General features: G+C 34.8%; 20 protein-coding genes. 7 read left to right on the top strand and 13 right to left on the bottom strand.

What is annotated here, in order from left to right:
* Nucleotides 1-50: 50 nt before the first annotated feature.
* From DNU06_RS02150 to DNU06_RS18140, 5 genes are all read right to left on the bottom strand, one after another.
* Nucleotides 51-692: a CatB-related O-acetyltransferase gene (locus DNU06_RS02150; protein WP_111061554.1), complete on the bottom strand. Its 642-nt coding sequence runs from the start codon at nt 690-692 to the stop codon at nt 51-53.
* Nucleotides 682-1773, bottom strand: a complete 1092-nt coding sequence (locus DNU06_RS02145; RefSeq protein WP_111061553.1) for a glycosyltransferase family protein — start codon at nt 1771-1773, stop codon at nt 682-684. The genes DNU06_RS02150 and DNU06_RS02145 overlap by 11 nt, the downstream gene beginning before the upstream one ends.
* A complete protein-coding gene (locus tag DNU06_RS02140; protein WP_111061552.1) occupies nt 1770-3200 on the bottom strand; it encodes an oligosaccharide flippase family protein in 1431 nt (476 codons plus the stop codon). Before DNU06_RS02140 ends, DNU06_RS02145 begins: the two co-directional genes overlap by 4 nt.
* 94 nt (nt 3201-3294) lie before the next feature.
* On the bottom strand, nt 3295-3819 hold the full coding sequence (locus tag DNU06_RS02135; RefSeq protein WP_111061551.1) for a beta/alpha barrel domain-containing protein: 525 nt from the start codon (nt 3817-3819) through the stop codon (nt 3295-3297).
* A gap of 18 nt (nt 3820-3837) precedes the next feature.
* Entirely contained in the window at nt 3838-4572 is a 735-nt protein-coding gene (locus DNU06_RS18140; protein ID WP_317048223.1) for a hypothetical protein, read from the bottom strand.
* 76 nt (nt 4573-4648) lie between these two features.
* On the opposite strand from DNU06_RS18140, the gene DNU06_RS02125 reads away from it, so the two are divergent.
* Nucleotides 4649-5491, top strand: coding sequence for a class I SAM-dependent methyltransferase (locus DNU06_RS02125; protein WP_111061550.1), 843 nt, complete (start codon nt 4649-4651; stop codon nt 5489-5491).
* Here DNU06_RS02125 and DNU06_RS02120 read toward each other — a convergent pair.
* From DNU06_RS02120 to dapB, 4 genes are read right to left on the bottom strand one after another with little or no spacing between them, the layout of a single operon-like run.
* Nucleotides 5488-6552: an endonuclease/exonuclease/phosphatase family protein gene (locus tag DNU06_RS02120; protein ID WP_111061549.1), complete on the bottom strand. Its 1065-nt coding sequence runs from the start codon at nt 6550-6552 to the stop codon at nt 5488-5490. The genes DNU06_RS02125 and DNU06_RS02120 overlap by 4 nt on opposite strands.
* Nucleotides 6553-6555: 3 nt before the next feature.
* Nucleotides 6556-7155, bottom strand: a complete 600-nt coding sequence (locus tag DNU06_RS02115; protein ID WP_111061548.1) for a WbqC family protein — start codon at nt 7153-7155, stop codon at nt 6556-6558.
* Nucleotides 7155-8996, bottom strand: a complete 1842-nt coding sequence (gene lepB, locus DNU06_RS02110; RefSeq protein WP_199398972.1) for a signal peptidase I — start codon at nt 8994-8996, stop codon at nt 7155-7157. Before lepB ends, DNU06_RS02115 begins: the two co-directional genes overlap by 1 nt.
* A 1-nt stretch (nt 8997) precedes the next feature.
* Complete coding sequence (gene dapB, locus DNU06_RS02105) at nt 8998-9735, bottom strand: 4-hydroxy-tetrahydrodipicolinate reductase (protein ID WP_111061547.1); 738 nt, start codon at nt 9733-9735, stop codon at nt 8998-9000.
* A 199-nt stretch (nt 9736-9934) separates the two neighbouring features.
* On the opposite strand from dapB, the gene DNU06_RS02100 reads away from it, so the two are divergent.
* The 6 genes from DNU06_RS02100 to DNU06_RS02075 all read left to right on the top strand — a co-directional run bounded on the left by DNU06_RS02100 (nt 9935) and on the right by DNU06_RS02075 (nt 18281).
* Complete coding sequence (locus tag DNU06_RS02100; RefSeq protein WP_146239113.1) at nt 9935-10462, top strand: hypothetical protein; 528 nt, start codon at nt 9935-9937, stop codon at nt 10460-10462.
* 7 nt (nt 10463-10469) lie between these two features.
* On the top strand, nt 10470-11000 hold the full coding sequence (locus DNU06_RS02095) for a hypothetical protein (protein WP_146239112.1): 531 nt from the start codon (nt 10470-10472) through the stop codon (nt 10998-11000).
* A gap of 4 nt (nt 11001-11004) precedes the next feature.
* Complete coding sequence (ettA, locus tag DNU06_RS02090; RefSeq protein ID WP_111061544.1) at nt 11005-12693, top strand: energy-dependent translational throttle protein EttA; 1689 nt, start codon at nt 11005-11007, stop codon at nt 12691-12693.
* Nucleotides 12694-12952: 259 nt separating this feature from the next.
* A complete protein-coding gene (locus tag DNU06_RS02085; protein ID WP_111061543.1) occupies nt 12953-14152 on the top strand; it encodes an ATP-binding protein in 1200 nt (399 codons plus the stop codon).
* Nucleotides 14153-14312: 160 nt separating this feature from the next.
* A complete protein-coding gene (locus tag DNU06_RS02080) occupies nt 14313-16220 on the top strand; it encodes a hypothetical protein (RefSeq protein ID WP_111061542.1) in 1908 nt (635 codons plus the stop codon).
* 195 nt (nt 16221-16415) lie between these two features.
* On the top strand, nt 16416-18281 hold the full coding sequence (locus DNU06_RS02075; protein ID WP_111061541.1) for a T9SS type A sorting domain-containing protein: 1866 nt from the start codon (nt 16416-16418) through the stop codon (nt 18279-18281).
* 182 nt (nt 18282-18463) lie between these two features.
* Here DNU06_RS02075 and DNU06_RS02070 read toward each other — a convergent pair whose 3' ends face one another.
* Genes DNU06_RS02070 through DNU06_RS02055 form a run of 4 tightly spaced genes read right to left on the bottom strand, consistent with a single transcriptional unit; the run spans nt 18464 to nt 22152 of the window.
* On the bottom strand, nt 18464-19510 hold the full coding sequence (locus DNU06_RS02070; protein ID WP_111061540.1) for a glycosyltransferase: 1047 nt from the start codon (nt 19508-19510) through the stop codon (nt 18464-18466).
* Nucleotides 19507-20091, bottom strand: coding sequence for an acyltransferase (locus DNU06_RS17995; RefSeq protein ID WP_111061539.1), 585 nt, complete (start codon nt 20089-20091; stop codon nt 19507-19509). The genes DNU06_RS02070 and DNU06_RS17995 overlap by 4 nt, the downstream gene beginning before the upstream one ends.
* Before the next feature lies 1 nt (nt 20092).
* Nucleotides 20093-21040, bottom strand: coding sequence for an NAD-dependent epimerase/dehydratase family protein (locus DNU06_RS02060; RefSeq protein ID WP_111061538.1), 948 nt, complete (start codon nt 21038-21040; stop codon nt 20093-20095).
* Between the two features lie 2 nt (nt 21041-21042).
* The gene (locus tag DNU06_RS02055; RefSeq protein WP_111061537.1) at nt 21043-22152 is read right to left on the bottom strand and encodes a DegT/DnrJ/EryC1/StrS family aminotransferase; all 1110 of its coding nucleotides are present in this window, start codon (nt 22150-22152) and stop codon (nt 21043-21045) included.
* Between the last annotated feature and the right edge of the window lie 143 nt (nt 22153-22295).

Raw genomic sequence — 22295 nt, 5'->3', positions numbered from 1 at the left:
CAAATATAGGTTATTATTCCCTTTCTAGGGCTTTTTATGCAAAAGCATGCTCAAAGTTTAGGTTCTTGAATGTGTTTTTTAATCCAGTCTATGTCTTTATCCCACCATGGATCGTCTTGTATGGATTTAATTTTTTCAGGTGTAAATTTATAGCCACTATGTTTGGCAGGAACGCCTTTAACTATACTGAATGGCGCTACGTTTTTGGTTACAACGGCTCCGGCTGCTACAATGGCACCGTCTCCTATGGAAACGCCGTCTAAAATGATACAGCCCGCTCCCAGCCAAACATCATTCCCAATAGTAATTGTTTCAATTTCTTGGTAAGTCGATTCCTTTAAAAAACTAAAAGTAAGTGGTGAGTTCGCGCTGTAAAATAATGGATGTGTGGATAGGTAGTCATTTACTGGGTGTTTTCCTAAGCCAATTAAACAACGAGGACCTATCGAGCAAAATTTTCCAATGTCGGCATTTCTAATTACAGTGTCGTAACTCATATATGTATAAGTACCAAGTGTAACGTTATTCATGGATGCGCGATCTCCTATGTTATTGTAACCTCCAAATTTAGAATTACGAATATCGTTCGAGTAACCTATGGATAACTGTTTTGTTTTACGTTTATAATTAAGGTTAATGATATAATGATATAGAGGTTTAAAGAGTGGAAAATTTCCAATACTATTTTTCATTGGCAATTAGTTTTTCAAAAATTGGAATCATGGAGAGTACCATATCTTTGTTGTTATAATTTTCTAAAGTTCTTTTTTGACCAGCTTTGGCAATAGCTTCCGCTTCCTTTGGGTGTTTATGGTAATAATCAATTTTTTGTATGGCATCTTCTATGGAATCGTAACAAACGACTTCTTTTCCTGGTTCAAAAAATAATTTGATTTGTGGGTAGTTTTCTGTTAATAATAAGGAGCCTGCGCCAGTTGCTTCAAAAACACGTAAATTTAAAGCATTTGAGTCTACAATATCGCCGTGATAATTAAAGGTGATAGAAGATTGATGCAGTATTTGATACATGTCTATACCCCACGCTTCTCCTTGAAATTCTTTTTGAAGTTTAAACTTTCTCTTTGCAGATTTTAAAAAATGCTTGAGTTTGTTGTTGCTTTTATAACCGTAACCCCATATTTTTAAGTCTGTTTTTTCACTCAATTGAATAAGTGCTTCTTCTCTTTTTTTATGAAAGCCACCTATACCACCAATAAAGGTTAAAGGATGAATTTTATTACCACTCACCTTGCTTAAAATTCTGTTGTCGAAATGACCAGAAACCAGTGTGGATTCAATTCCTTTTTCTTTGAAAAGTTGGTGGTGTGGCTGAAATAATGTGAATATATGATCAATTCCTTTTCCTGTAAAATCGTTTGGTAATGGACAGGATATCCAAGCACAAATTGCTTTCGTGTATGGTTTAATGGCCGGAATAATCTTGGAGAAGTATTCGAAATTACTATTTAAGTAAACAATATCTGGTTCAAATTGCTGAATTTGCTGAATACAAATGTCGATAGGGCTTTTAAGGGCAACCTTGTTTTCTAAACACCATTTATCAAGGAGTACTTGGAAATTTGGCACCACTAGAATGGCTTCATGACCTAAGGATTTAAAGTAATGCATGTACGAGCCATACATATAATAAAAATCATCTTCTATTAATGTTATAATTTCATCATAGGAATAATCGGTGAGTTGGGCGCTTTTTTTCTCCATCAATTGATTGAGATAGCCGTCATTATATTTGGTAAAGAAAGCAATTTTCATTTATTATTGAATATATTTAATTGTTTTATAAGAGATTTCAATAGAATCTTATAGACAAAAATAGAATAAAAGGTAATAATTAAAAGTTTAATTATCACCAATATAAGGGGATTGTCAATAAAAAGTACGTGATTGATATAGAGTAAGATAGTCAATAAAACTAAGACCGGCCAGATTTTTTTAAAATTAACACGATAAGCATAGGCTTTATAGGATAAATAAAAATTAATTAATTGGTAGAGTGCCGTAGCAATCAAGGTACTGGAGGCTGCTCCAATAATGCCCCATTTGGGGACAAAATAATAATTTAATCCTAAGTTAAGTATAGCGAAAATCAGCATTAATAATGCAATTGTTTTTGTCTTCATTTGAATAATTAAGCCAATAGAAAACATTTGTAAACCAGTGAACAATACCGTGAAAAATAGCATGGGCATTACAGTGTAAGCACTGCGAAAATTTTGACTGGTAAATAGATGAACAATCTCTGGTGAGAAGAGAGAAAGTAATAAGGCGCCAATAGTACCTATGCCAATAAAAAGGACAAAAAACTGCTCTAGTTCTTGCCTTGTTTTTGCACGGTTATGTTTTTCAAGAATTATGGGTCCCATTGCGGCTCCAAACCCGGTAATTATAATGCCGATAATTGAGGAAAATTGGCTACCTAAACTATAAATACCTAAACTGTCGGCACCCAGTAATTCGTTAATGAATATCCTATCTGTAAAATTCATGGTCACCAAAGAAAGTGCACCAGCCAGCATAGGAATACTGTATTTAAGCAATGGTTTTAAAACGGAAAACCTGAATTTTAAGACCAGTTGATCTTTTAAAAAGTATAATTGAATGATAATTAAAATTGGAACGGTAAACAAAAATGGAAGAAAGATACTGTCTACTCCCAAGTCAAAATAAAAGACAAAAAAGAACATGAGGATAATTCCCGTAATTGCATGCGCAAAAGAAAGAGAGGATACCGTTTTGGATTGACGCAAAAAGCGCAAGTATACATTTAAAAAATAAAATATATTGTTGAGTACTATGGTACCAGAAGCAATTCTAAAAGTTCTTACTCCAATTGGATAATTTGAACTGAGTAAATTTGCTAATTGGGTAGAAAATACAAAGGCAAGTATGGCAAAAATAGTGAATAAGAAAACGACACTTAGAATTGCTGTAGAGGCGTAAAGCTTTTTAGAATTATCATCTAAAGTGGGTTCTCCTACGTATCTTGCAAGACCTTGGTTTAATTGTAGAGAAAAAATGTTACCCACAAATAAACCAAATACCATTAATATATCTCTTACACCGTATTCAGCTGTCGAAAAATATAAGGTATAGAAAGGGATGAGTAATAGTCCTATACCCTTGGTCAACAAGTTTGCCAATGTGTATAATCCACCGTCTTTTAATAAATCTCTTAGCATTTAAACGTAAAAATAATCAAATATACATTTAAAAAAATGATGATATTCTATTTTAAGTAGTAGTTATGAACCACAGTTTTTGAATGGAATAGCACTATTTGGCAATTCCACCTAGGATACATTTTTCAAAGAGTTCCTTTTCTTCTATTTTGTTAATGGTGCCAAATGGTATTAATGGAATGATAATATTTAAAAACATCCATTCATAGTCTTGTTTAACGGGACTAAGGTTTAGGTAGGGAGCAAGGCCTATTTCTTCATACGGACCTAAAAATACCAGGTCTGCCTCAAATAATTCCGCATTTTTACAGTCGGCAATATCATTTGCAATTACGCCAAGTTTAATTGTTGGCATAGCTGCTTTGAGTGAGGTCAGTTTTTCAGCATCATGGGTGAGAAGTCCTGTGGCCTCAAGAGATTGTGCAAGGGATAGGTTTTCTTCTATAAATATGTTGAGTTCATGTGTACGAATAAGTGCTTTTATTGCAGGGTATTCATTTGTCTTTATTACGGCTGTGTTTTTTAGCCAAATGTTTTTGGTTTTAAGGTTTGATAAAGTATGAATAAAGACCTTAAATTGCTCTAATTGGTGAAAGGTGTATATGTGATATGATTCCATTCTGTTCGCTGCGTTATATTAAACTGCTTCGTTTTCTAAATCAGTAAATATTTGGTCTACGGGCTCCCATAATTCTATCTTATTTTGTTCAGGATCTAAAATATGTATAAATTTACCATAGTCGAATTCCGCAATTTCATCTAAAATAGTTACGCCAGCTATCTTTAAGTTTTCTACCAATAGGATTAAATTTTCTACCCGATAATTTATCATGCAGTCCTTTTCTGAAGGGGCAAAATAATCGCTATCTTTTTTAAAAAGGCTCCATTGCAGATAATTTATTTCGTGCGGGGGAACCGTGTTTTTCGTAGTGAAGGTTGCGCCATACTGATCTGTCACAAAACCCAAGTGGTCAGCATACCATTTTTTTAGTGTTTCTGTCGACTCCGCTTTTAAAAATACACCTCCAACTCCAGTCACTCTGGGCTTTGTGTTTTTTTCTTCGTATTGACTGTTTTTCAATAAGTCACTCACCACTTCTAATTCAAAATCGGTGCTAGACGATTCGCAGCAATCCTTCATTTTTGTCGAAAATATAGAAGCTTCCGCAGGTAATTTAGTCCCTGAGTTTTGCCATGTTGCTTTGTCGGGCCACTGCGCATATGCTACATAATGCAAGTCGTTTAGTTTATGTAAACGAGACCCATAACTATTTTCAAATTGGTAAATTAGCCTGGTCAACCCTTCCCAATTACGAATAAAATTTTCAACGGAACCTGCCTTGATGTGAAATTGATATATAACTGTAAACATAGTATAGAAATAAAGTAAAAGTAATATTTTTAAAAGAAACCCCTATTTTATTTTTAGGTTTGTGTTTTACTTTATTATGCAAAGAACTTTTACCCATCCTTGGAACAATTACGAATTACTAGATGCCGGAAACGATCAGAAGTTAGAACGTTGGGGTGAAATAATTACCATCCGTCCCGATAGAAATGCGTATTTCAAACCTGTTTGGGATCGTAAAAAATGGTTGGAATTGGCACACTTTCAATTTGAAGAATTGACCAGTACGAAAGGAGAATGGAAGACTTTAAAAGCTGGTACGCCTAAAGAGTGGGTGACTGGTTTTGAACAATTAAAATTTCAATTAAAATTAACGAGCTTTAAGCATGTTGGGTTGTTTCCTGAGCAAAAAGCCAATTGGGATTTTATTCTGAAGAATTTGAAAAGTGATCAAAAGTTTTTGAATTTATTTGGTTACACAGGAGGGGCATCTCTCGCTGCAAGAAGTGTGGGTGCAGATGTTTTTCATTGCGACTCTGTAAAGCAGATTAACGCTTGGGCAAAGGAAAATATGGAATTGAGTAATTTAACGGATATTCATTGGGTACTCGAAGATGCGCTGCGATTTGCAACTCGTGAAGCAAAAAGAGGCAATACCTATGATGGTATTATCATGGATCCACCAGCATTTGGATTGGGCGCTAAAAAAGAAAGGTGGAAAATTGAACAACGTTTTCCAGAATTGTTGGAAGCGGCTTCAAAAATTTTAAATCCAGAAGGTTTTTTGATTGTTAACACATATTCCCCTCGCTTAAAAATTGAAACCATCAACGAAATTGCACCTCATTATTTCCCTAACAAAACCATTGAAGTAACTAAATTGTGTATGAAAACCCAAACCGGTAAAACCATTGAATACGGTGAGTTGACTAGGGTTTTTTAATCCGTAATTGATATATTCAAGTATACCGGATAATGATCGGATTGACCGCCGTAATATTTTGGTCCCCCGTAAGTTCTACTTGGCACTTCGTTTCCATCACGGTGAACAAAAGTATTGTCTCTTGTTTTTTGAATGTGAATATCAGATTTGTTAACCTTAATTTTAGAGTGATTCAATAAGCTGTTTGAGACTATTATTTGATCGAATACCAACCAATCTCCTTGATGATTAACAGTGCCGTTTTTTGTGTTTTCATACTTTTTCGAAAGGTTATAAAAATCCTTTTTCACCAAATAGTCTTTTACCGATCTGTCTGAAGGTTCGTCGTTAAAGTCACCTGAGATAATAATATTTGCTTTTGGATTTTTTGCCAATACCAAATCAATTTTTTCTCGCATAATTCTTGCTGTGGCAATTCTTTTTGGAGCGGTTTCATGAGTACCTTTTCTTCTGCTAGACCAATGGGTGAAAAATATTTCTACTGCTTCTCCATTTGAAAATTCACCGGTGATATGTAAGATGTCACGAGTGTTTGAAGTAGTTCTGCCAGGTAGGATCACCGGATAGTATTGCATTTTTTTTGCTTTAAAAACATCTGATCTGTAAATGGCTGCCACATCTATTCCTCTGCCATCATGGTTGTCTTGATGAATGATTTCATAGGGGTAATTTGCCAATATGCCAGTGTGAATTAGATCTTTTAAAACTGCATAGTTTTCTACTTCGGCAAAGCCCAGCACAGCAGGAGGATTGTCTGAATCTATGTCGGTAATTATGTCGGAAATTTTACTTAATTTATCAATATAACGGGTATTATCCCATCTTAATTCTCCGTCTGGTGTAAAGTCCTCATCAAATGTATTTGGATCATCATAAATGTCAAATAAATTTTCAACATTATAAAAAGCAATAGATAATTTTTTAATGGAAGGGTCTGTAGACATGTTTTTAGTTTTATTCGGTATTTTAATCGCTGTTTCTTCCGTTTTACTTTGATTAAGTAAGTATACAATTCCTGAAATAATTAGGACTAAAATGGGGTATATTGTTTTTCTGTTCATTTTTCAATAGCTTTCTTCTAAAATGCAAATGGTATTTGGGCCTTCGTTAAATAGTAAATCTAAGATGCTTAGGTTAGGTACAAATCCATATTTTTCAGTAAAGGTTTGTAGGTAAGGGTAGGGCTTAAAAATAATTTCTACTTTCGGACTAAAATCAAGGGTTAGTGGAATATTTGCTCCATTATTTTCAATGGGTTTTAGTTGGCAAGTAATGCCAATCTTACCTATCAAGTAGTTCGTTAAAGCAGTATTGAATTCAAATAAGTTTTCGTATGCTTCAAAGAAAACTGATTTAAAACTGTCTTCGTAAAACTCAAAGTATGGACTGCGATTGTAGGCACTTTTTAAAGTCTTCCAGTGGTTTAATTTCCAGTTTTCTGCTAGACTAAAAGTTACTTCTGCAGTCTTTGTTTTCTTTCCAAATGGGCGAACTACAGGAATGCTTAGACTCAAAGGACCATTGGCACTTAAAATAACTGCACGATTTCTAAAAGTCTGCTTTTGGTATGTTTCGTCCCTTAAAACATGAACAACTTTGTGTTTTGCCAATTGGCTAAAGTATGCTGTATTTCCTAAATAGGTTGCAGGAAGTACAGGAATCATTATTTAATTTTTTTAAATACGCGTTCCCATCTAATGCCTCCAAAGTATCCTTTTTCATCTGTAGACATCCAAATAAATGCTGCACGACCTACAATGTGATCTTCTGGTACAAATCCCCAGAATCTAGAATCGGCAGAGTTGTTTCTGTTATCTCCCATTAACCAATAGTAATTCATACCAATAGTGTATTCTGTTACTTTTTCACCATCAATATAAATACCATCTGCTTTTTCCGCTAAGGTATGGTGTTCGTAAGCAGTTATAATTCTTCTGTAAATTGGTAAGGTTTCATGCGTTAAAGTAATCACGTCACCTTTCTTCGGAATGGTTAATGGACCAAAGTTATCTTCTGTCCAATCGTATTGCGGATCGTTAGGGAAAATTGGTAAATAAGAGGAATACCCTGCGGCTAACATTTCTTTATAGAAGCCCTTTTCTTTGATGTCTAATTGCAGATTAGGATATTTTAGCTTTGCTTTAATGTAGTTATTTTTTGTCAATGGCACCACAACATCTCCTTGTACATTGCCGTGTACTTCGTTGTAGCTACATTTAAAGTTGCCTTTATAAAAAGCATCTAAGCGTTGGTATTTTTCGTAGTCTTTTTGATTTCTAACTTGTAAGTTTTCATATTTTTTACCTACAATTTTGTAAGAGTATTCCATGTCGTCGGCTTGCCATGCTAAGTCTCCATCTACAAATAATTCTTTGTCTTTTACTTCAATAGTCTGGCCAGCAACGGCAGTCGTTCTTTTAATGTAGTTTTCACGCTTGTCTACCGGACGGGTTAAAATGCCATTAATTACAGTATAGTTTTCTCCAGTCTCTCCATCTGGTCTAGAATAAACTTTCCCATTTTTAATAAAACTTTGTCTAGCTCTGTGTAAATATTGTGCATAATGTGCTTCAAAATAAGCAATAGACTTTCTCTCTTTTAAAGCCATTAAATAAGCCTCATCTCTTAATATTTGCTCATAAGTATGTGCAATCAAGCCATTTGGCATCCTAGGATCGTTCAAAGCCGAGTCACCAGCTGGAAAGTTAAATACGGTAACGTCGTATTGGTTGACGAATCTAAAGCCAGGTAGACGAGTGTAAGGTATTTTTTGAATTTCGGAATAAGACTTGATGTTTAGCCAAGGTACCATATTGTGGAAAATAGGGTATGAAAATGGTGTATTTGGTACTCTTGGACCATAAGTAACTTTCTCTACAAATAAAGCATCTCCAATCATTAAGGTTTTTTCCATAGAACCTGTAGGAATTTGATAAGGTTCAAACACGTAAGTTCTAATGACACTGGCAGCAACCAATGCAAATAAAATGGCATCCCCCCATTCCTTAATCATTGATTTCTTTCCTCTTCGTTTTTGGTTAAACCCAAGTAAGGAAAAAGCATATACAATCACATTTCCTATCACCGGTAATGCAAAAAATAATGCAATGTGATCACTGGCTGTTCTAGCGTCTACTTGTTTTGCAATATCCCAATTTGTAGGCTCAACAGGTTGTAGTTCTTCTTTGTTTGCAATTTGCCAAAACACAGGAAAAGGGAAAAGGATTCCCAAAATAGTTTCTTTGATACCAAATTGACCGAATTTACGGATTAAGGTTACGTTTATTGCAGCAAACATAATAAACTGCGCGCCTGGAAATAACATGAAAAATACCCAGTACCAAGGTTGACCACAAGCCCTTAAAACGGCATAATAATTATAAAATGGAATAAAAGCCTCCCATGATTTTCTGCCAATTTTTGGAAATATTTTATGCCACAATCCAATAATTGGGGTTAAAAAAATGATTAAAAATCCTATAATAAGTCCTGTGTATGTTACCATCTTAAATTATTTCTTTAATAAGTTCAGGCATAATTTCTTTAATTGAAAATACGCCTTGTTTATTTTTAATCCACTCAGCTGCAAGTACACTTCCGAGTGCAAAACCAGTTCGGTTTTTAGCGGTATGAATTAAATCAATTCTATCTATATTATTTTCGTAGGACACAATGTGTGTGCCTGGTACGTCGGGTAAACGTTCTGATGCTAATGAAAGTACTTCTGGACCCGAAATTTCAGATTTATTAACATTTTCCCATTTTTGATAAGTGTCCATCTCTGCTATAATATCCTCAGCTATTGTAATTCCTGTACCACTTGGTGCGTCTTTTTTTTCTGTGTGGTGTACTTCCTTTACGGTACAAGTATAGCCTAAATTAGCATTCATGATTTTTGCCAATGCACTGTTAATGGTAAAGAAGATGTTTACACCAATGCTAAAGTTTGTGCCATATACCATAGCGGATTGATTTGCATTGCAATTTTGCTTTAATGTATCTAATTGCTCGTACCAACCTGTAGTACCAATGACTATGGGTAGTTTATGGTCTATGCAAAATTGAATGTTTGCCGCCGCTGCATGGGGGGATGAAAATTCAATCACAACATCAATATTTGAAGTGTTTATTGCAGATTTGTCTGATTTACTGGTGATTCTTTCAACGACTTTATGTCCTCTTTCGATTAAGATTTTCTCAATCTCTTTCCCCATTTTACCGTAACCAAATATTGCAATGTTCATTGAATTCATTTTACTATCCTGCGAAAATAGTTAAAAGGAATCAGATTAAGAATATTAGATTTAATTAATTCCAATAGTAGGGTAGTTTTTTGTAAGTTTGTACTCCATCCATATTCCTATGATTACACATAAAATAAAAGTCTTTTTTAGCTTGCTCTTGTTCTTGTTTATTGTCGCATGTTCAAATACTAATGGTGATATGGACTTAGTGAAAAGTGATGAGAGTGCTATGCAAGAAATAGCTTATCTTAATGTTTTTTCGCTTTCTATTCCTAATTACTTTATAGAAATGGACGATATTAACGCACAAGCAGCCATACAGTATGGTTATATTGAACCAAAAGATAGTTTGGAAAGTAAACAGGAATCAGATGAGTTTTACTTAACGGTGATTCCTTATGCAAAAACAGCCTTTGCAGAAACTATGGTCGATTCAGGGAAAGTGGACTTAAGCGCACTTAACTTAAGAACAGCAATTAACTTAGCACTCATTTTAGAAGATTTTTCTGCGGAAAAAGAAAATCCTGTAACAGAAATGGTGAATGGAATTCCAACGATAAAAAATTCTTTTTTGGGTAGATTAGGAAGCTATCTAGTATATTATCAAATGGCAGTGTACGAAACGGAAGATACCTTTTATCAATTATTGACCTGGTGCATGCAAAACGACCAAGGGAAACACAAAGAAGAAATGAACATGATGATTGCATCTTTCGAAATTAAATAAAAAAAGAATGAAGAATAAGCTATTATTTTTAGTGCTAAGCGGACTGTTTTTCATGGTCGGTTGTAATGCGACAGATAAGTATGAAACCACCGAATTTGATGGCGTTTTTGAAATAGACCTTCCAAGTTATTTTACCAAAGCTGACCTTGATAATGAGGATGCGATAATGCAATATGGAAACTTATTAAAAGAGTTTTATGCCATGATGATTTATGAACCGCAAGTCGATTTGATTGAAATTAAAGAAAATTATTCTCTAGCGGATTATGCAGATTTTAACCTGCAAAATATAAAAGCTTCCTTAATGCACCCAAAAGTGCAAAGGGTATCGTCCTTTACGAAGGTAAATGGTGCCGATTGCATTGCCTATAAGATTTGGGGCCTTTTTCCTGAAATAAATGAGGAAATGTTTTATTATCTTACTATTTTTAAAACCGATTTGAATTTTTATTCTTTCCACACTTGGACCATGGCAAGCCAGGAAAGTAAACATATTAACACCATGGAGAAAATGATAACCTCATTTAAAGAATTATAAGCATATGTCAGTAGACGATAAGAAGATTATATTCTCAATGGAGCGCGTTTCAAAAACTACGCCCCAAGGAAAATTAATTATTAAAAACATTTATTTGTCATTCTTCTATGGCGCCAAAATTGGTGTGATAGGGATGAACGGTTCAGGTAAATCTACCGTACTTAAAATTATTGCAGGTCTCGATAAAGATTATCAAGGTGATGTTGTGTTTTCAAAAGAACACAGTATTGGTTATTTAGCCCAAGAGCCAATTTTAGATGACGATAAAACCGTGATTGAAATTGTAAGGGAAGGTGTTCAAGAAACAGTGGATTTATTAGCTGAGTTCGAAGAGATAAATAATGGCTTTATGGATGAGGCTATTATGAACGATCCAGATAAAATGGATAAACTAATCCAAAGACAAGGTGAAGTTCAAGACAGAATTGATCATTTAAATGCGTGGGAATTGGATAGCCAATTAGAACGTGCAATGGATGCGCTTCGTTGTCCGCCAGAAGACCAAACCATTGGCACATTGTCAGGTGGGGAAAAAAGACGTGTGGCGCTTTGTAGATTGTTACTGCAAAATCCAGATGTCTTATTATTAGATGAGCCTACCAATCACTTGGATGCCGAATCTGTAGATTGGTTAGAACAACACTTAAAGCAATATGCCGGTACTGTAATTGCCATTACCCACGATAGGTATTTCTTAGATAACGTAGCAGGGTGGATTCTTGAATTAGATAAAGGAGAAGGAATTCCTTGGAAAGGAAATTATTCTTCTTGGTTAGAACAAAAGTCATCCAAAATGGCTGCTAATGAAAAAACAGCTTCCAAAAGAAGAAAAATATTAGAACGTGAGTTGGAGTGGGTGAGAATGAACCCAAAGGGAAGACATGCTAAAAGTAAGGCCCGTTTGAATAACTATGATAAGTTATTAAGTGAAAATAATGATACTAAAGAAACGAATTTAGAATTGCCGATTCCAAACGGACCACGTTTAGGGTCTAAAGTAATTGAAGCGATTCACGTAGCAAAAGCTTTTGGCGATAAGGTATTGTATTCTGACTTAAACTTCTCTTTGCCACCAAACGGAATTGTGGGAATTATTGGACCAAATGGTGCTGGTAAAACCACTATTTTTAAAATGATCATGGATGAATTGCAACCTGATAAAGGTGAATTTGAAGTGGGAGAAACCGTGAAGATTGGATACGTAGATCAAACCCATAAAGACATGAAACCTGAAAGTACTATTTTTGAAGTAGTCGCTGGCGGGATGGATTTTATTGAAATTGGGGATAGAAAGGTAAATGCAAGGGCTTATTTAAGTAAGTTCAACTTTGCAGGGTCTGACCAAAATAAAAAAATTGGTGTATTGTCAGGTGGTGAAAGAAACCGTTTGCATTTAGCTATGGCGTTAAAGTTGGAAGCCAATGTGTTGCTATTGGATGAGCCGACCAATGATTTGGATGTAAATACCATTAGAGCTTTAGAGGAAGGAATTGAAAACTTTGCTGGTTGTGGTGTGATTATTTCTCACGATAGATGGTTTTTAGATCGTTTATGTACGCATATCTTGGCTTTCGAAAACGATTCTGAAGTGTATTGGTTCGAAGGTTCTTATTCTGAATACGAAGAGAACAAGAAAAAACGTCTTGGTGATGTGGAACCAAAAAGAGTTCGATATAAGAAATTGATGAATTAATTTTCTGTTATTTATTAATGTAAAAGAGAAGGCTGAGGTCTTCTCTTTTTTGTTTATTGTCATTTGTTTTAGTAGTAGTGATAATTTTCAGTTCTTATATGTTGTTGTTTTTAAATGTTTTAATAGTAGCTGTCTTGAAATGTATTCTATAAAATACGTTTTACTAAACTTTTTGTTTTTTTGTAAATACATAAAACAATAAAGTGTGTATTTTTAATAATACAAAATAGACTATATTTGCATTGTGAGTAATACGGATATGGAAAAGCTATTCAAAGCATTTAATATTAAACTAAATACCGTTAATGATACTTTATTAGAAAGGTATTTAGTGCATGATATAGATTTTAATGAGCGTTTGATTGCTATTAAAGGGTCGCGAGGGGTTGGGAAAACAACTTTGCTGTTGCAGTATATTAAAAGTACCTTAAAGAATGATGGTTCTGTATTATACGTTAGTTTAGATGATTTTTATTTTCAAGCAAATTCATTAGTTGGTTTAGCCGAGGAGTTTTACGAAAACGGAGGGAAATACTTGTTTTTAGATGAGGTGCATAAATACGATAATTGGTCGATTGAATTAAAAACTATTTATGATACCTATAATACCTTGAACATAGTATTTACAAGTTCATCAATTCTAGAAATATATAAAGGGGCGGCAGATTTAAGCAGGCGTGCCGTAAGCTATGAGCTAAGAGGATTGTCGTTTCGGGAGTTTTTAAAAATTGATAGCGACATTGAACTTGAATCATATGATTTAGAAACTATCTGTAAAAATCACATCTCGATTGCTTCTGAAATCACAAAAGATTTAAGGATTATTCCACATTTTAAACGGTACCTCAAACTAGGATATTATCCGTTCTATAAGCAAGGTGAATTAGCTTATCATCAAAAGCTTGCCAATACAGTTACTTTGGCGTTAGAGGTAGACGTTCCTTCTATTTACAATACTGAATACCAAACCATCCATAAGTTGAAACGACTATTGTATGTTATTGCTATGTCCGTTCCTTTTCAGCCAAATATCACAAAATTGTCGGCTAAAATTGATACCACCTCACGTTCCTCTACCTTATTGTATTTAGATTACCTTGAAAGAGCAAATTTAATTACGAATCTCAAAACAAGTGGCAAGGGGAATAACTATTTAGTTAAACCAGATAAAATCTATTTAGAAAACACCAATTTAATGTACGCCATTGGGTCATCAGCCGAAGAAGTGGGTAATTTAAGAGAGACTTTTTTTCTAAACCAATTAAACTACAAGCACCAAGTAAACAACAGTGTTGAAAGTGACTTTTTAGTGAATGAAAAATACACCTTTGAAGTCGGCGGAAAGCATAAGTCAAGTGATCAAATAAAAGGGTTGGAGCAAGGTTTTATAGCAGCTGATAATATTGAAGTGGGTTTTAGAAATAAGGTCCCACTTTGGTTGTTTGGTTTTTTGTATTAACCAAAAGTATAAAAATAAGCCGAAAAGTGAATGAGGAAAAGGAAGGCAGTTTGTCTTCCTTTTTTTGTTTAAAAAATGCTTAACTTAGCAATTAACCTCCTAATTATTTGGCAGTTGTTTTTTTTTTTAATATTGGTGAAATCAATAAATAGTATTTCTTATGAAGACATTTCAATTTATAATCTACTTATTACTAACGAATGCAGTTTTTGCACAACCTTATATGGTGCAGGATGTACATCCAAGTTCTGTTTCCGCAGGTGTTTTAAATGCAAACGGCATTGAGTATAATAATTGGTATTATTATGCAGCTGATGACTCTGTTTATGGTCAGGAATTGTGGAAATCTAACGGAGATACTTGCATGATGGTAGCTGATTTATTTCAAGGGAACAATACAACTACAGGTTGGCCTAATAATTCATCACCAATGGAATTTTTGGTTTTTGATGGTAGATTGTTTTTTTCCGCAATTAATTCCATTGAAGGTTATGAACTTTGGGAATATGATGGTGTAAATTCACCTCAATTGGCTAATTGGTTACCATTTGTCGCCCTAAATGCAACGTTTGATCCAGTTAGTTATTCAATGAGAGTTTTTAATGGTGATTTATTCATCTTTAGAACAGGTTACAATTTTGCAGAAATTTATAAGTATGATGGTTTGACAGCCTCACAAATTTCAACGCCGTTAACTGGAGGTTCCATTGTCAATGAATTTCAAGGTGAACTGATTTTTGTAGGCACTTGTAGCACATGCTCAAATAATGCGACTTTGTGGAAGTTTGATGGTTCAAGTTTTATTCAAGTTTCCAATGCAGTTTTTTGGGCAAATCTACCTACAAACTCAGGGATTAATATCCCTGCCTATCGGAAGAAAACTACGATATTCCAAAACAAACTGTACTTTCCTGGTTATGACAGTGTACATGGCTATGAATTATGGGAGTATGACGGAAATGTGGCCAACATGGCTGTAGAAATACTACCAGGGTCTAATGGAGGATTTGGGGAAAGTACAAGCAGTAATTCTGGCAGCTTTGCAACAAGTTTTACGGTGTATCAAAACAAGTTGTGTTTTACTGCAACAGACGGTGTTCATGCCATTGAGTTATGGAAGTTTGATGGTGTAAATGCTAATATGATTCAGGATGTAAATATTTATAATCCAAGTGTTCAGGCGTTCACAATTTATCCAATGTATTTGGAGGTTTTTGATGATAAATTGTATTTTATGCACAGTAATAACAGTGATGGAACGGTTTTAGACAGTATAGGTTTATTTATGTATGATGGTAATAGTATACAGGAAGTAGCTGATATATTTCCAAATCATACTATTGGCATAAACCCTCAAGGTTTAAAAACAGCTGGTCCTTATTTGTATTTTAATGCCACGGACAGTATTCATGGGCGTGAATTGTGGCGTTTAGAATCATGCAATATTCAAAACTCAAGTACCCAGTCTGCTTTGGTCTGTCAACAGTATGTTTCCATATCGGGTGATACATTATATAGTAGCGGTATTTATAAAGATACCTTAACGAATATTTGCGGTGGTGACAGTGTAGTGAAGACCTATTTAACCGTAAATACTGTAGATGCTTCGGTAACACAAAACGGATTTTCTCTCCAAGCCAATAGTAACGGTGTTACATATCAGTGGATAGATTGTGATGATGCTGGGGCAATTATTCCAGGCGAAACAAGCCATCTGTTTGAACCTGCTACAAATGGTAATTATGCACTAATTGTCACCAATGTGGAAAATGGTTGTACCGATACTTCAGCGTGTCACACCATTGCCGGATTGACAGTTAATACTTCAGAGGAAGTAGTGTTTAGTATTTACCCCAACCCAAGTCAGGGCCAGTTCAATATTCAATACGCTGGTAGTTTGGATGAAATAAAAGTTTCTGCTTATACACTATTAGGACAAGAAATTCCTTTAGTGCAAAGTGTCAGTGGTGGAGTCTTGCATTTTACCATGTCTCCTGCAAGCGGGTTTGTGTTGATAAAAATTGCAACAACTACGGGTGTTTATGCAGAGAAGTTGAGGGTGGAATAGGGGATTTGGAACCAAAAAGAGTTCGATATAAGAAATTGATGAATTAATCAGTTTTAAAAATTTGATTGGAAAAAGGAAGGCAATTTGTCTTCCTTTTTTTATTTAAAAAATGCTTAACTTAGCAATTAACCTCTTAATTATTTGGCAGTTGTTTTTTTTTTTTAATATTGGTGAAATCAATAAATAGTATTTCTTATGAAAGCATTTCAATTTATAATCTGCTTATTACTAACAAATGCAGTTTTTGCACAACCTTATATGGTGCAAGATGTAAATTCAAACCAAACGCAGGATGGTATTAGCATAGTTGTAGGTGCCAGTTTTAATAATTGGTATTATTATTCGGGGAACGATACCATTCATGGGGCTGAACTGTGGAAGACGGATGGGGATACTTGTATTTTGGTAGCAGATTTATTTCAAGGTACCACAAATGGTTCAAGCATTCCGGCACATTCTGGTCCCCAAGGTTTTATTGTTTACAATAACGTATTGTATTTTAATGCTACAGACTCTGTTAAAGGACCTGAAATTTGGCAATACGACGGTGTGAACCAGCCTATCATAGTCAGTTGGCTGCCAGCCAACACCATCAATAGCATGATTACAACCATGCGGGTTTTTAACAATGCTTTGTATATCATACACGATTACAATAGCCAGGGTGTTTTTGATATTTACAAGTATGATGGAACCACAGGCACTGTGGTGAATAGTCCACTTGAATCGGGTACGTTTTTAACCGAATACCAAAATAAATTATATTTCAGTGGTACTTGTACAAGTTGTAACGGCCTTTACATGTTATGGGAATTTGATGGTGTTAGTTTTACTACGGTGCCAAATACAATAACTGGTAGTGCTTCTTCAGTGTTACCCAGTATTTATACCTTATGGGGTTTTCGAGTTTCTGCAACTGTTTACCAAAATGAAATGTATTTTGTAGGGTTCGATACTTTACATGGTTTTGAATTGTGGAAATATGATGGACTTTCGGCAAGTATGGCTTTTGATTGTTTTCCGGGACCTGATGATGGTATGAGGCCAGCCAATAACCTAAAGGTTTACAATGGGAATTTGTACTTTGCGGCAACTGAAGGTGTAAATGGTACCGAGTTGTGGGAGTTTGATGGTGCTGTAGCCACAATGGTGCAGGATGTTAATGCATCAAATGGGTCGACAAATATTGCACTTGATCCTATTTATTTTGAGACTTTCAATGGTAACTTATACTTTACGCAAAGTGCAAATGGTACGGTAGCTGGTACTGAGTTATGGGAGTATGATGGTGCTTCAGTTCAGTCCTTAACCACCTTATACCCCAATGAAATGACAGGTACAGTTCCAAAAAGTCTTAAAACAGCGGGGTCGTATATGTACTTTAATGCCAAAGAAAATATTCATGGCCGTGAATTGTGGCGTTTAGAATCTTGCAATATTCAAAACTCAAGTACCCAGTCCGCTTTGGTTTGTCAACAATATGTTTCCATATCGGGTGATACATTATACAGTAGCGGTATTTATAAAGATACCTTAACGAATATTTGTGGTGGTGATAGTGTAGTGAAGACCTATTTAACCGTAAATACTGTAGATGCTTCGGTAACACAAAACGGATTTTCTCTCCAAGCCAATAGTAACGGTGTTACATATCAGTGGATAGATTGTGATGATGCTGGGGCAATTATTCCAGGCGAAACAAGCCATCTGTTTGAACCTGCTACAAATGGTAATTATGCACTAATTGTCACCAATGTGGAAAATGGTTGTACCGATACTTCAGCGTGTCACACCATTGCTGGATTGGCAGTTAATACTTCAAAGGAAGTAGTGTTTAGTATTTACCCCAACCCAAGTCAGGGTCAGTTCAACATTCAATACGCTGGTAGTTTGGATGAAATAAAAGTTACTGTTTATACGCTATTAGGACAAGAAATTCCTTTAGATCAAAGTATCACTAATGGAGTCTTGCATTTTACCATGTCTCCTGTAAACGGGTTTGTATTGATAAAAATTGCAACAACAACAGGCGTTTATGTAGAGAAGTTGAGGGTGGAATAGGGGATTTGGAACCAAAATGAGTTCGATATAAGAAATTGATGAATTAATCAGGTTTAAAAATTTGATGCGGTTTTAACTACGAGCTTGTTATATAGCTTTTACCTAAGTGTTGCTATGCTTTTTTCGGGTATGTTCAAAGTCTACCAAAAACCAATTTTTGTTGTATCTTTTTTACTGGAAGTTCATTTATTGTCAATCACTTTTTTATAAATTTCCAGTAAATCGGGAATTATTACAGCGGTATCATGAAATTGCTCGACATAAGCACGGCTATGGATTCCAATTTTATTTCTATTTTGACCATTTAAAATAAGGATTTTTAGTGTAGTCGCTAAGTCTTCTCCTTTGGTGTTGATAATTGGACATGATGCAGGATAGTCTGTCCAGTTGGCCTCTTTTATAAAGGCAATTACAGGTTTGCCAAATGCCATGGCTTCAATGGCTGCCATGCCATAACCTCCGATAATAAACTGATCAATAAAAATATCGCAATTTTGAATTGCTTCTATCGCTTGTTCATGTGTTTGGTTGTGAATTATTTTGAATTCAAAAGATAAGTTTTGTGCTTTTAAAGTTTCAATTGCCTTCAAAACAAAATGTGTGCCTTTTACATCTTTTTTGGACGGGGCATGTACTAGTACAGGTTTTTGTTGGGTAGCTAAAGGATAGTTTTTTGGGAGATTTTTAACAGCTATTCTTTGACGTAATACGTGGCATTTATTAAAAACGTCTGGAACAATATACTTTTGCATATCTGAACACAACGCTGTTTCAAAACCAGCTTCAGCAAATTTTCTTTGCATAGAAGTGGTTTGTTCTGCAATTTTTTCAGGAGGTAACGCATAAAAAAGAGGATATGCAGCCTTAAAGTATGGGTTGTCCTCAAATTCAATTAAGGGATTTCTAATATCTGTTCCTAGCCATTCTACAATAGCTGGTTTTTTAAGCCATTTAATGAATCTTAATGCGTAGTTTTTTTTTAGTATTTTCTCATCATAATACCAATGTATTACATCTGCCCAAAGCACAGCTTTAACAAAAAAAAACAGGCGTTTTATTTTATTAAATATACTATTGGTTGGCGGAATGACGGTTAAATTCGAGTTGTTGTGTAGTTTGTTGTTTTCAGTTAAAATTAAACCTTTAGCTTGGTGTTCTGTTTGATTAATTGCATTTACTGTAATGGTTGCAAAACTGGCAATATTGTATGGTAAGTGCAATATTTTCATATGCCATATTTTAATACAATTTCATCTCCTTTACAAATTACTTTTCCAATTACTTTAGCAGGGTTTCCAGCAACAATAGCATTAGAAGGAACATCTTTATTAACAAAAGAATTAGCACCAATAATTACATAATCACCAATGGAAATACCTTTACTAATAATTGATTGCGGACCAATATAAGTATTGGATCCTATTTTTAAGGGCGCGTATAGAATAGGTTTTCGATTGCCACTTAAGGTTCTTAAAACATTATCATGGGAATAAAGGTGAACACCAGCTGAAATGGTGCAAAAATCTCCTATGGTTAAGCTTCCTGTGCCGTCAATAATCGTAAATGGACCAATCCATGTGTTTTCGCCAACCGTTACATCACCAAATACATAAGCATTATCATAAATAGAAGTACCGTTTCCCCAGCCAAGTTTTTTTGCTCGTTCCCATCTGTCTAGCAACAATTCATTGAAGGGTAAAGAGCGATCAAATTCACTGCTGAATGCTTGAGATAATTCTTCATGTAAAACATTAAGTTTTGAAAATATCTCTTCAGTTTCTTTATTTTTTAATGCGCTTAATCGGTCCATTCTAATTGTGTTTAATCCACTCAGCAGTTTTTAAAATTCCTTCTTCTAAGTCCACTTTAGCTTTAAAATTTAATAATTCTTCTGCTTTTTTAACGGATGGAATTCTTAATTCTATATCGGCAGATAGGGCGGGTTTAAAAATAATTTTAGAATCTGACTTTAATACCCTACAGATTGCTTCTGCTAATCCTAGAATTGTAGTTATTGCTCTTGCATTCCCTATGTTGAAACTTTCACCAATCGCTTTGTCAGAGGCTAATGCACGCATGACACAATCTACAAAATCGTCCACAAAACACCATGCTCTAATTTGGTTGCCATCTCCATTGATAGTTATGTCTTCATTAGCCAGTGCCTTTCGAATAAAAATTTGTATTGCACCTTCCCCTGTTTGACCCGGTCCATAAACATTAAATGGTCTAACCGTTACAGTAGGTAGGTTATATTGACTGTGGTAAGCATGAGTTAAATGTTCCCCTGCCAATTTACTTACTGCATAAGTCCATCTCGCTTCCCCTGCGGAACCTGATACTGTTTCGTCTTTTTCGGTAGATTTGTATGCCATTGAGCCAAATACTTCTGAAGTTGAAAAGTCAATGAATCGATTGGTAATTTTGTTTTGGTATGCGGCTTCTAATACGTTTGCGGTGCCAATCATATTGACTTGCATAGTTACGACTGGATTTTTTATAACGGTATCAATACCTGCTATACCCGCTGCGTGAATTACAGTGGTGGCACCAGCCATAGATTTCGATAATTTTGCAGCATCTAAAACATCACCATTAATTACGGTGATATTTGGGTGGTCCGCTAAACCACTTTTTGTTAAAGTGTCTCTGTAAAAATTATCGTAAATAATTATTTTATTATCTGCTACTAACTTTTTTATAAGGATATTAGCAATGAAGCCTGCGCCCCCAGTTATAAAAATAGTTTCTCCTTTCATGTTTAAATAGTATTGATTTGGTTCGAAATGTATTCGATATCTTCTAATGTTAATTTTTCGTATAAAGGTATGGCCAACCCTCGCTTATATGCTATGTCGGCATTTGGAAAAAGGGCTACCGTGTCGAGTTTGTATTTGTTCGCATAATAAGTTTGTGCTGGCATATTTTGAGCACCATAATTAGTACCAATATTCTTAGTTTTTAAATAATTTATAGTGCTGTTTCTTAATGCTTCTGTTTCACATAAAAGATGATATGTTTGCCAAGTATGTGTGTTTTTATTACTTATTTGAGGAAGCACAAATTTTGGGTTTTTTATGCTTTGCTGGTATTGGTTTGCTAAGTATTGCTTTTTATCAAGTATTTCTGATAGTCGGTCAAACTGACTTCCAACCAATGCCGCTTGTATATCAGTTAAACGGTAATTAAATCCCGCTTCCACAAATATCATCTTACCTTCGTCTATTTTAATGCCATGATTTCTTAGCGTTTTTATTCTTTGGTCTTGCTCTAAAGTTTTTGAAACTAATAAACCGCCTTCTCCACTAGTAATTGCTTTTCGTGGATGCAAAGAAAATGAACCGAAATCACCGAAGGTTCCTACCGCTTGGTTATTATGCATAGCGCCTAAGGCACAAGCAGCATCTTCTATTACAAACAAGTTATTTTTATTTGCGATTGCCATTATACGCGTCATGTCGCATGCTAAACCAAATTCATGAACTGGAATAATGGCTTTTGTTTTATCGGTTATTGCCGCTTCAATTTTAGAAATATCAATATTAAAAGTACTTAATTCTATATCTACAAAAACTGGAGTCGCGCCAACTAATTCAACGACGTTCGCTGTAGCGATATATGAGAATGCTGGAATAATTACTTCGTCCCCTTTTCCGATTCCTAATGCTACAAGTGCTAAATGCATTGTTGCAGTACCATTGGATAAGGCTGAGACATGATTTGTGTGAATGAATGCGCTACATTTTTGCTCTAAATCCATTACTTTTTCCCCTTGTACCAGCATGCCACTTTTGAGTACTTTTACTACTTCTTCAATATCTTTTTGAGTGATATCGGGACTTGCTAATGGGATAAAATTGGGATTTTTCATGATTCAATTAATTCCAAAATTACGAAAATACTTGTGCTTATTGCATTGTCAGTAGTATTAAATGTAAAGATACATGTTTTGACTGCTGTTGCGTTTTGATAACTCGAGTTTATTTACGGTTGTTTTAGGGAAGATATGCGCCT

The organism is Putridiphycobacter roseus (genome assembly GCF_003234935.1).
Lineage (GTDB): Bacteria > Bacteroidota > Bacteroidia > Flavobacteriales_D > Crocinitomicaceae > Putridiphycobacter > Putridiphycobacter roseus.
Note: the sequence above shows the minus strand (reverse complement) of the source record. Positions and strands in the feature narration are given on the sequence as shown.

Excerpts from the sequence above, each read along its gene's own strand:
- DNU06_RS02070 (WP_111061540.1), bottom strand. The coding sequence starts at position 19,510 with ATGAAAATATTGCACTTACCATACAATATTGCCAGTTTTGCAACCATT.
- DNU06_RS02100 (WP_146239113.1), top strand. The coding sequence starts at position 9,935 with ATGGACTTAGTGAAAAGTGATGAGAGTGCTATGCAAGAAATAGCTTAT.
- DNU06_RS02140 (WP_111061552.1), bottom strand. The coding sequence starts at position 3,200 with ATGCTAAGAGATTTATTAAAAGACGGTGGATTATACACATTGGCAAAC.
- ettA (WP_111061544.1), top strand. The coding sequence starts at position 11,005 with ATGTCAGTAGACGATAAGAAGATTATATTCTCAATGGAGCGCGTTTCA.
- DNU06_RS02150 (WP_111061554.1), bottom strand. The coding sequence starts at position 692 with ATGAAAAATAGTATTGGAAATTTTCCACTCTTTAAACCTCTATATCAT.
- DNU06_RS02095 (WP_146239112.1), top strand. The coding sequence starts at position 10,470 with ATGAAGAATAAGCTATTATTTTTAGTGCTAAGCGGACTGTTTTTCATG.
- DNU06_RS02055 (WP_111061537.1), bottom strand. The coding sequence starts at position 22,152 with ATGAAAAATCCCAATTTTATCCCATTAGCAAGTCCCGATATCACTCAA.
- DNU06_RS02135 (WP_111061551.1), bottom strand. The coding sequence starts at position 3,819 with ATGGAATCATATCACATATACACCTTTCACCAATTAGAGCAATTTAAG.
- DNU06_RS17995 (WP_111061539.1), bottom strand. The coding sequence starts at position 20,091 with ATGGACCGATTAAGCGCATTAAAAAATAAAGAAACTGAAGAGATATTT.
- DNU06_RS18140 (WP_317048223.1), bottom strand. The coding sequence starts at position 4,572 with ATGTTTACAGTTATATATCAATTTCACATCAAGGCAGGTTCCGTTGAA.
- DNU06_RS02125 (WP_111061550.1), top strand. The coding sequence starts at position 4,649 with ATGCAAAGAACTTTTACCCATCCTTGGAACAATTACGAATTACTAGAT.
- DNU06_RS02145 (WP_111061553.1), bottom strand. The coding sequence starts at position 1,773 with ATGAAAATTGCTTTCTTTACCAAATATAATGACGGCTATCTCAATCAA.
- DNU06_RS02120 (WP_111061549.1), bottom strand. The coding sequence starts at position 6,552 with ATGAACAGAAAAACAATATACCCCATTTTAGTCCTAATTATTTCAGGA.
- lepB (WP_199398972.1), bottom strand. The coding sequence starts at position 8,996 with ATGGTAACATACACAGGACTTATTATAGGATTTTTAATCATTTTTTTA.
- dapB (WP_111061547.1), bottom strand. The coding sequence starts at position 9,735 with ATGAACATTGCAATATTTGGTTACGGTAAAATGGGGAAAGAGATTGAG.
- DNU06_RS02060 (WP_111061538.1), bottom strand. The coding sequence starts at position 21,040 with ATGAAAGGAGAAACTATTTTTATAACTGGGGGCGCAGGCTTCATTGCT.
- DNU06_RS02085 (WP_111061543.1), top strand. The coding sequence starts at position 12,953 with ATGGAAAAGCTATTCAAAGCATTTAATATTAAACTAAATACCGTTAAT.
- DNU06_RS02115 (WP_111061548.1), bottom strand. The coding sequence starts at position 7,155 with ATGATTCCTGTACTTCCTGCAACCTATTTAGGAAATACAGCATACTTT.
- DNU06_RS02080 (WP_111061542.1), top strand. The coding sequence starts at position 14,313 with ATGAAGACATTTCAATTTATAATCTACTTATTACTAACGAATGCAGTT.
- DNU06_RS02075 (WP_111061541.1), top strand. The coding sequence starts at position 16,416 with ATGAAAGCATTTCAATTTATAATCTGCTTATTACTAACAAATGCAGTT.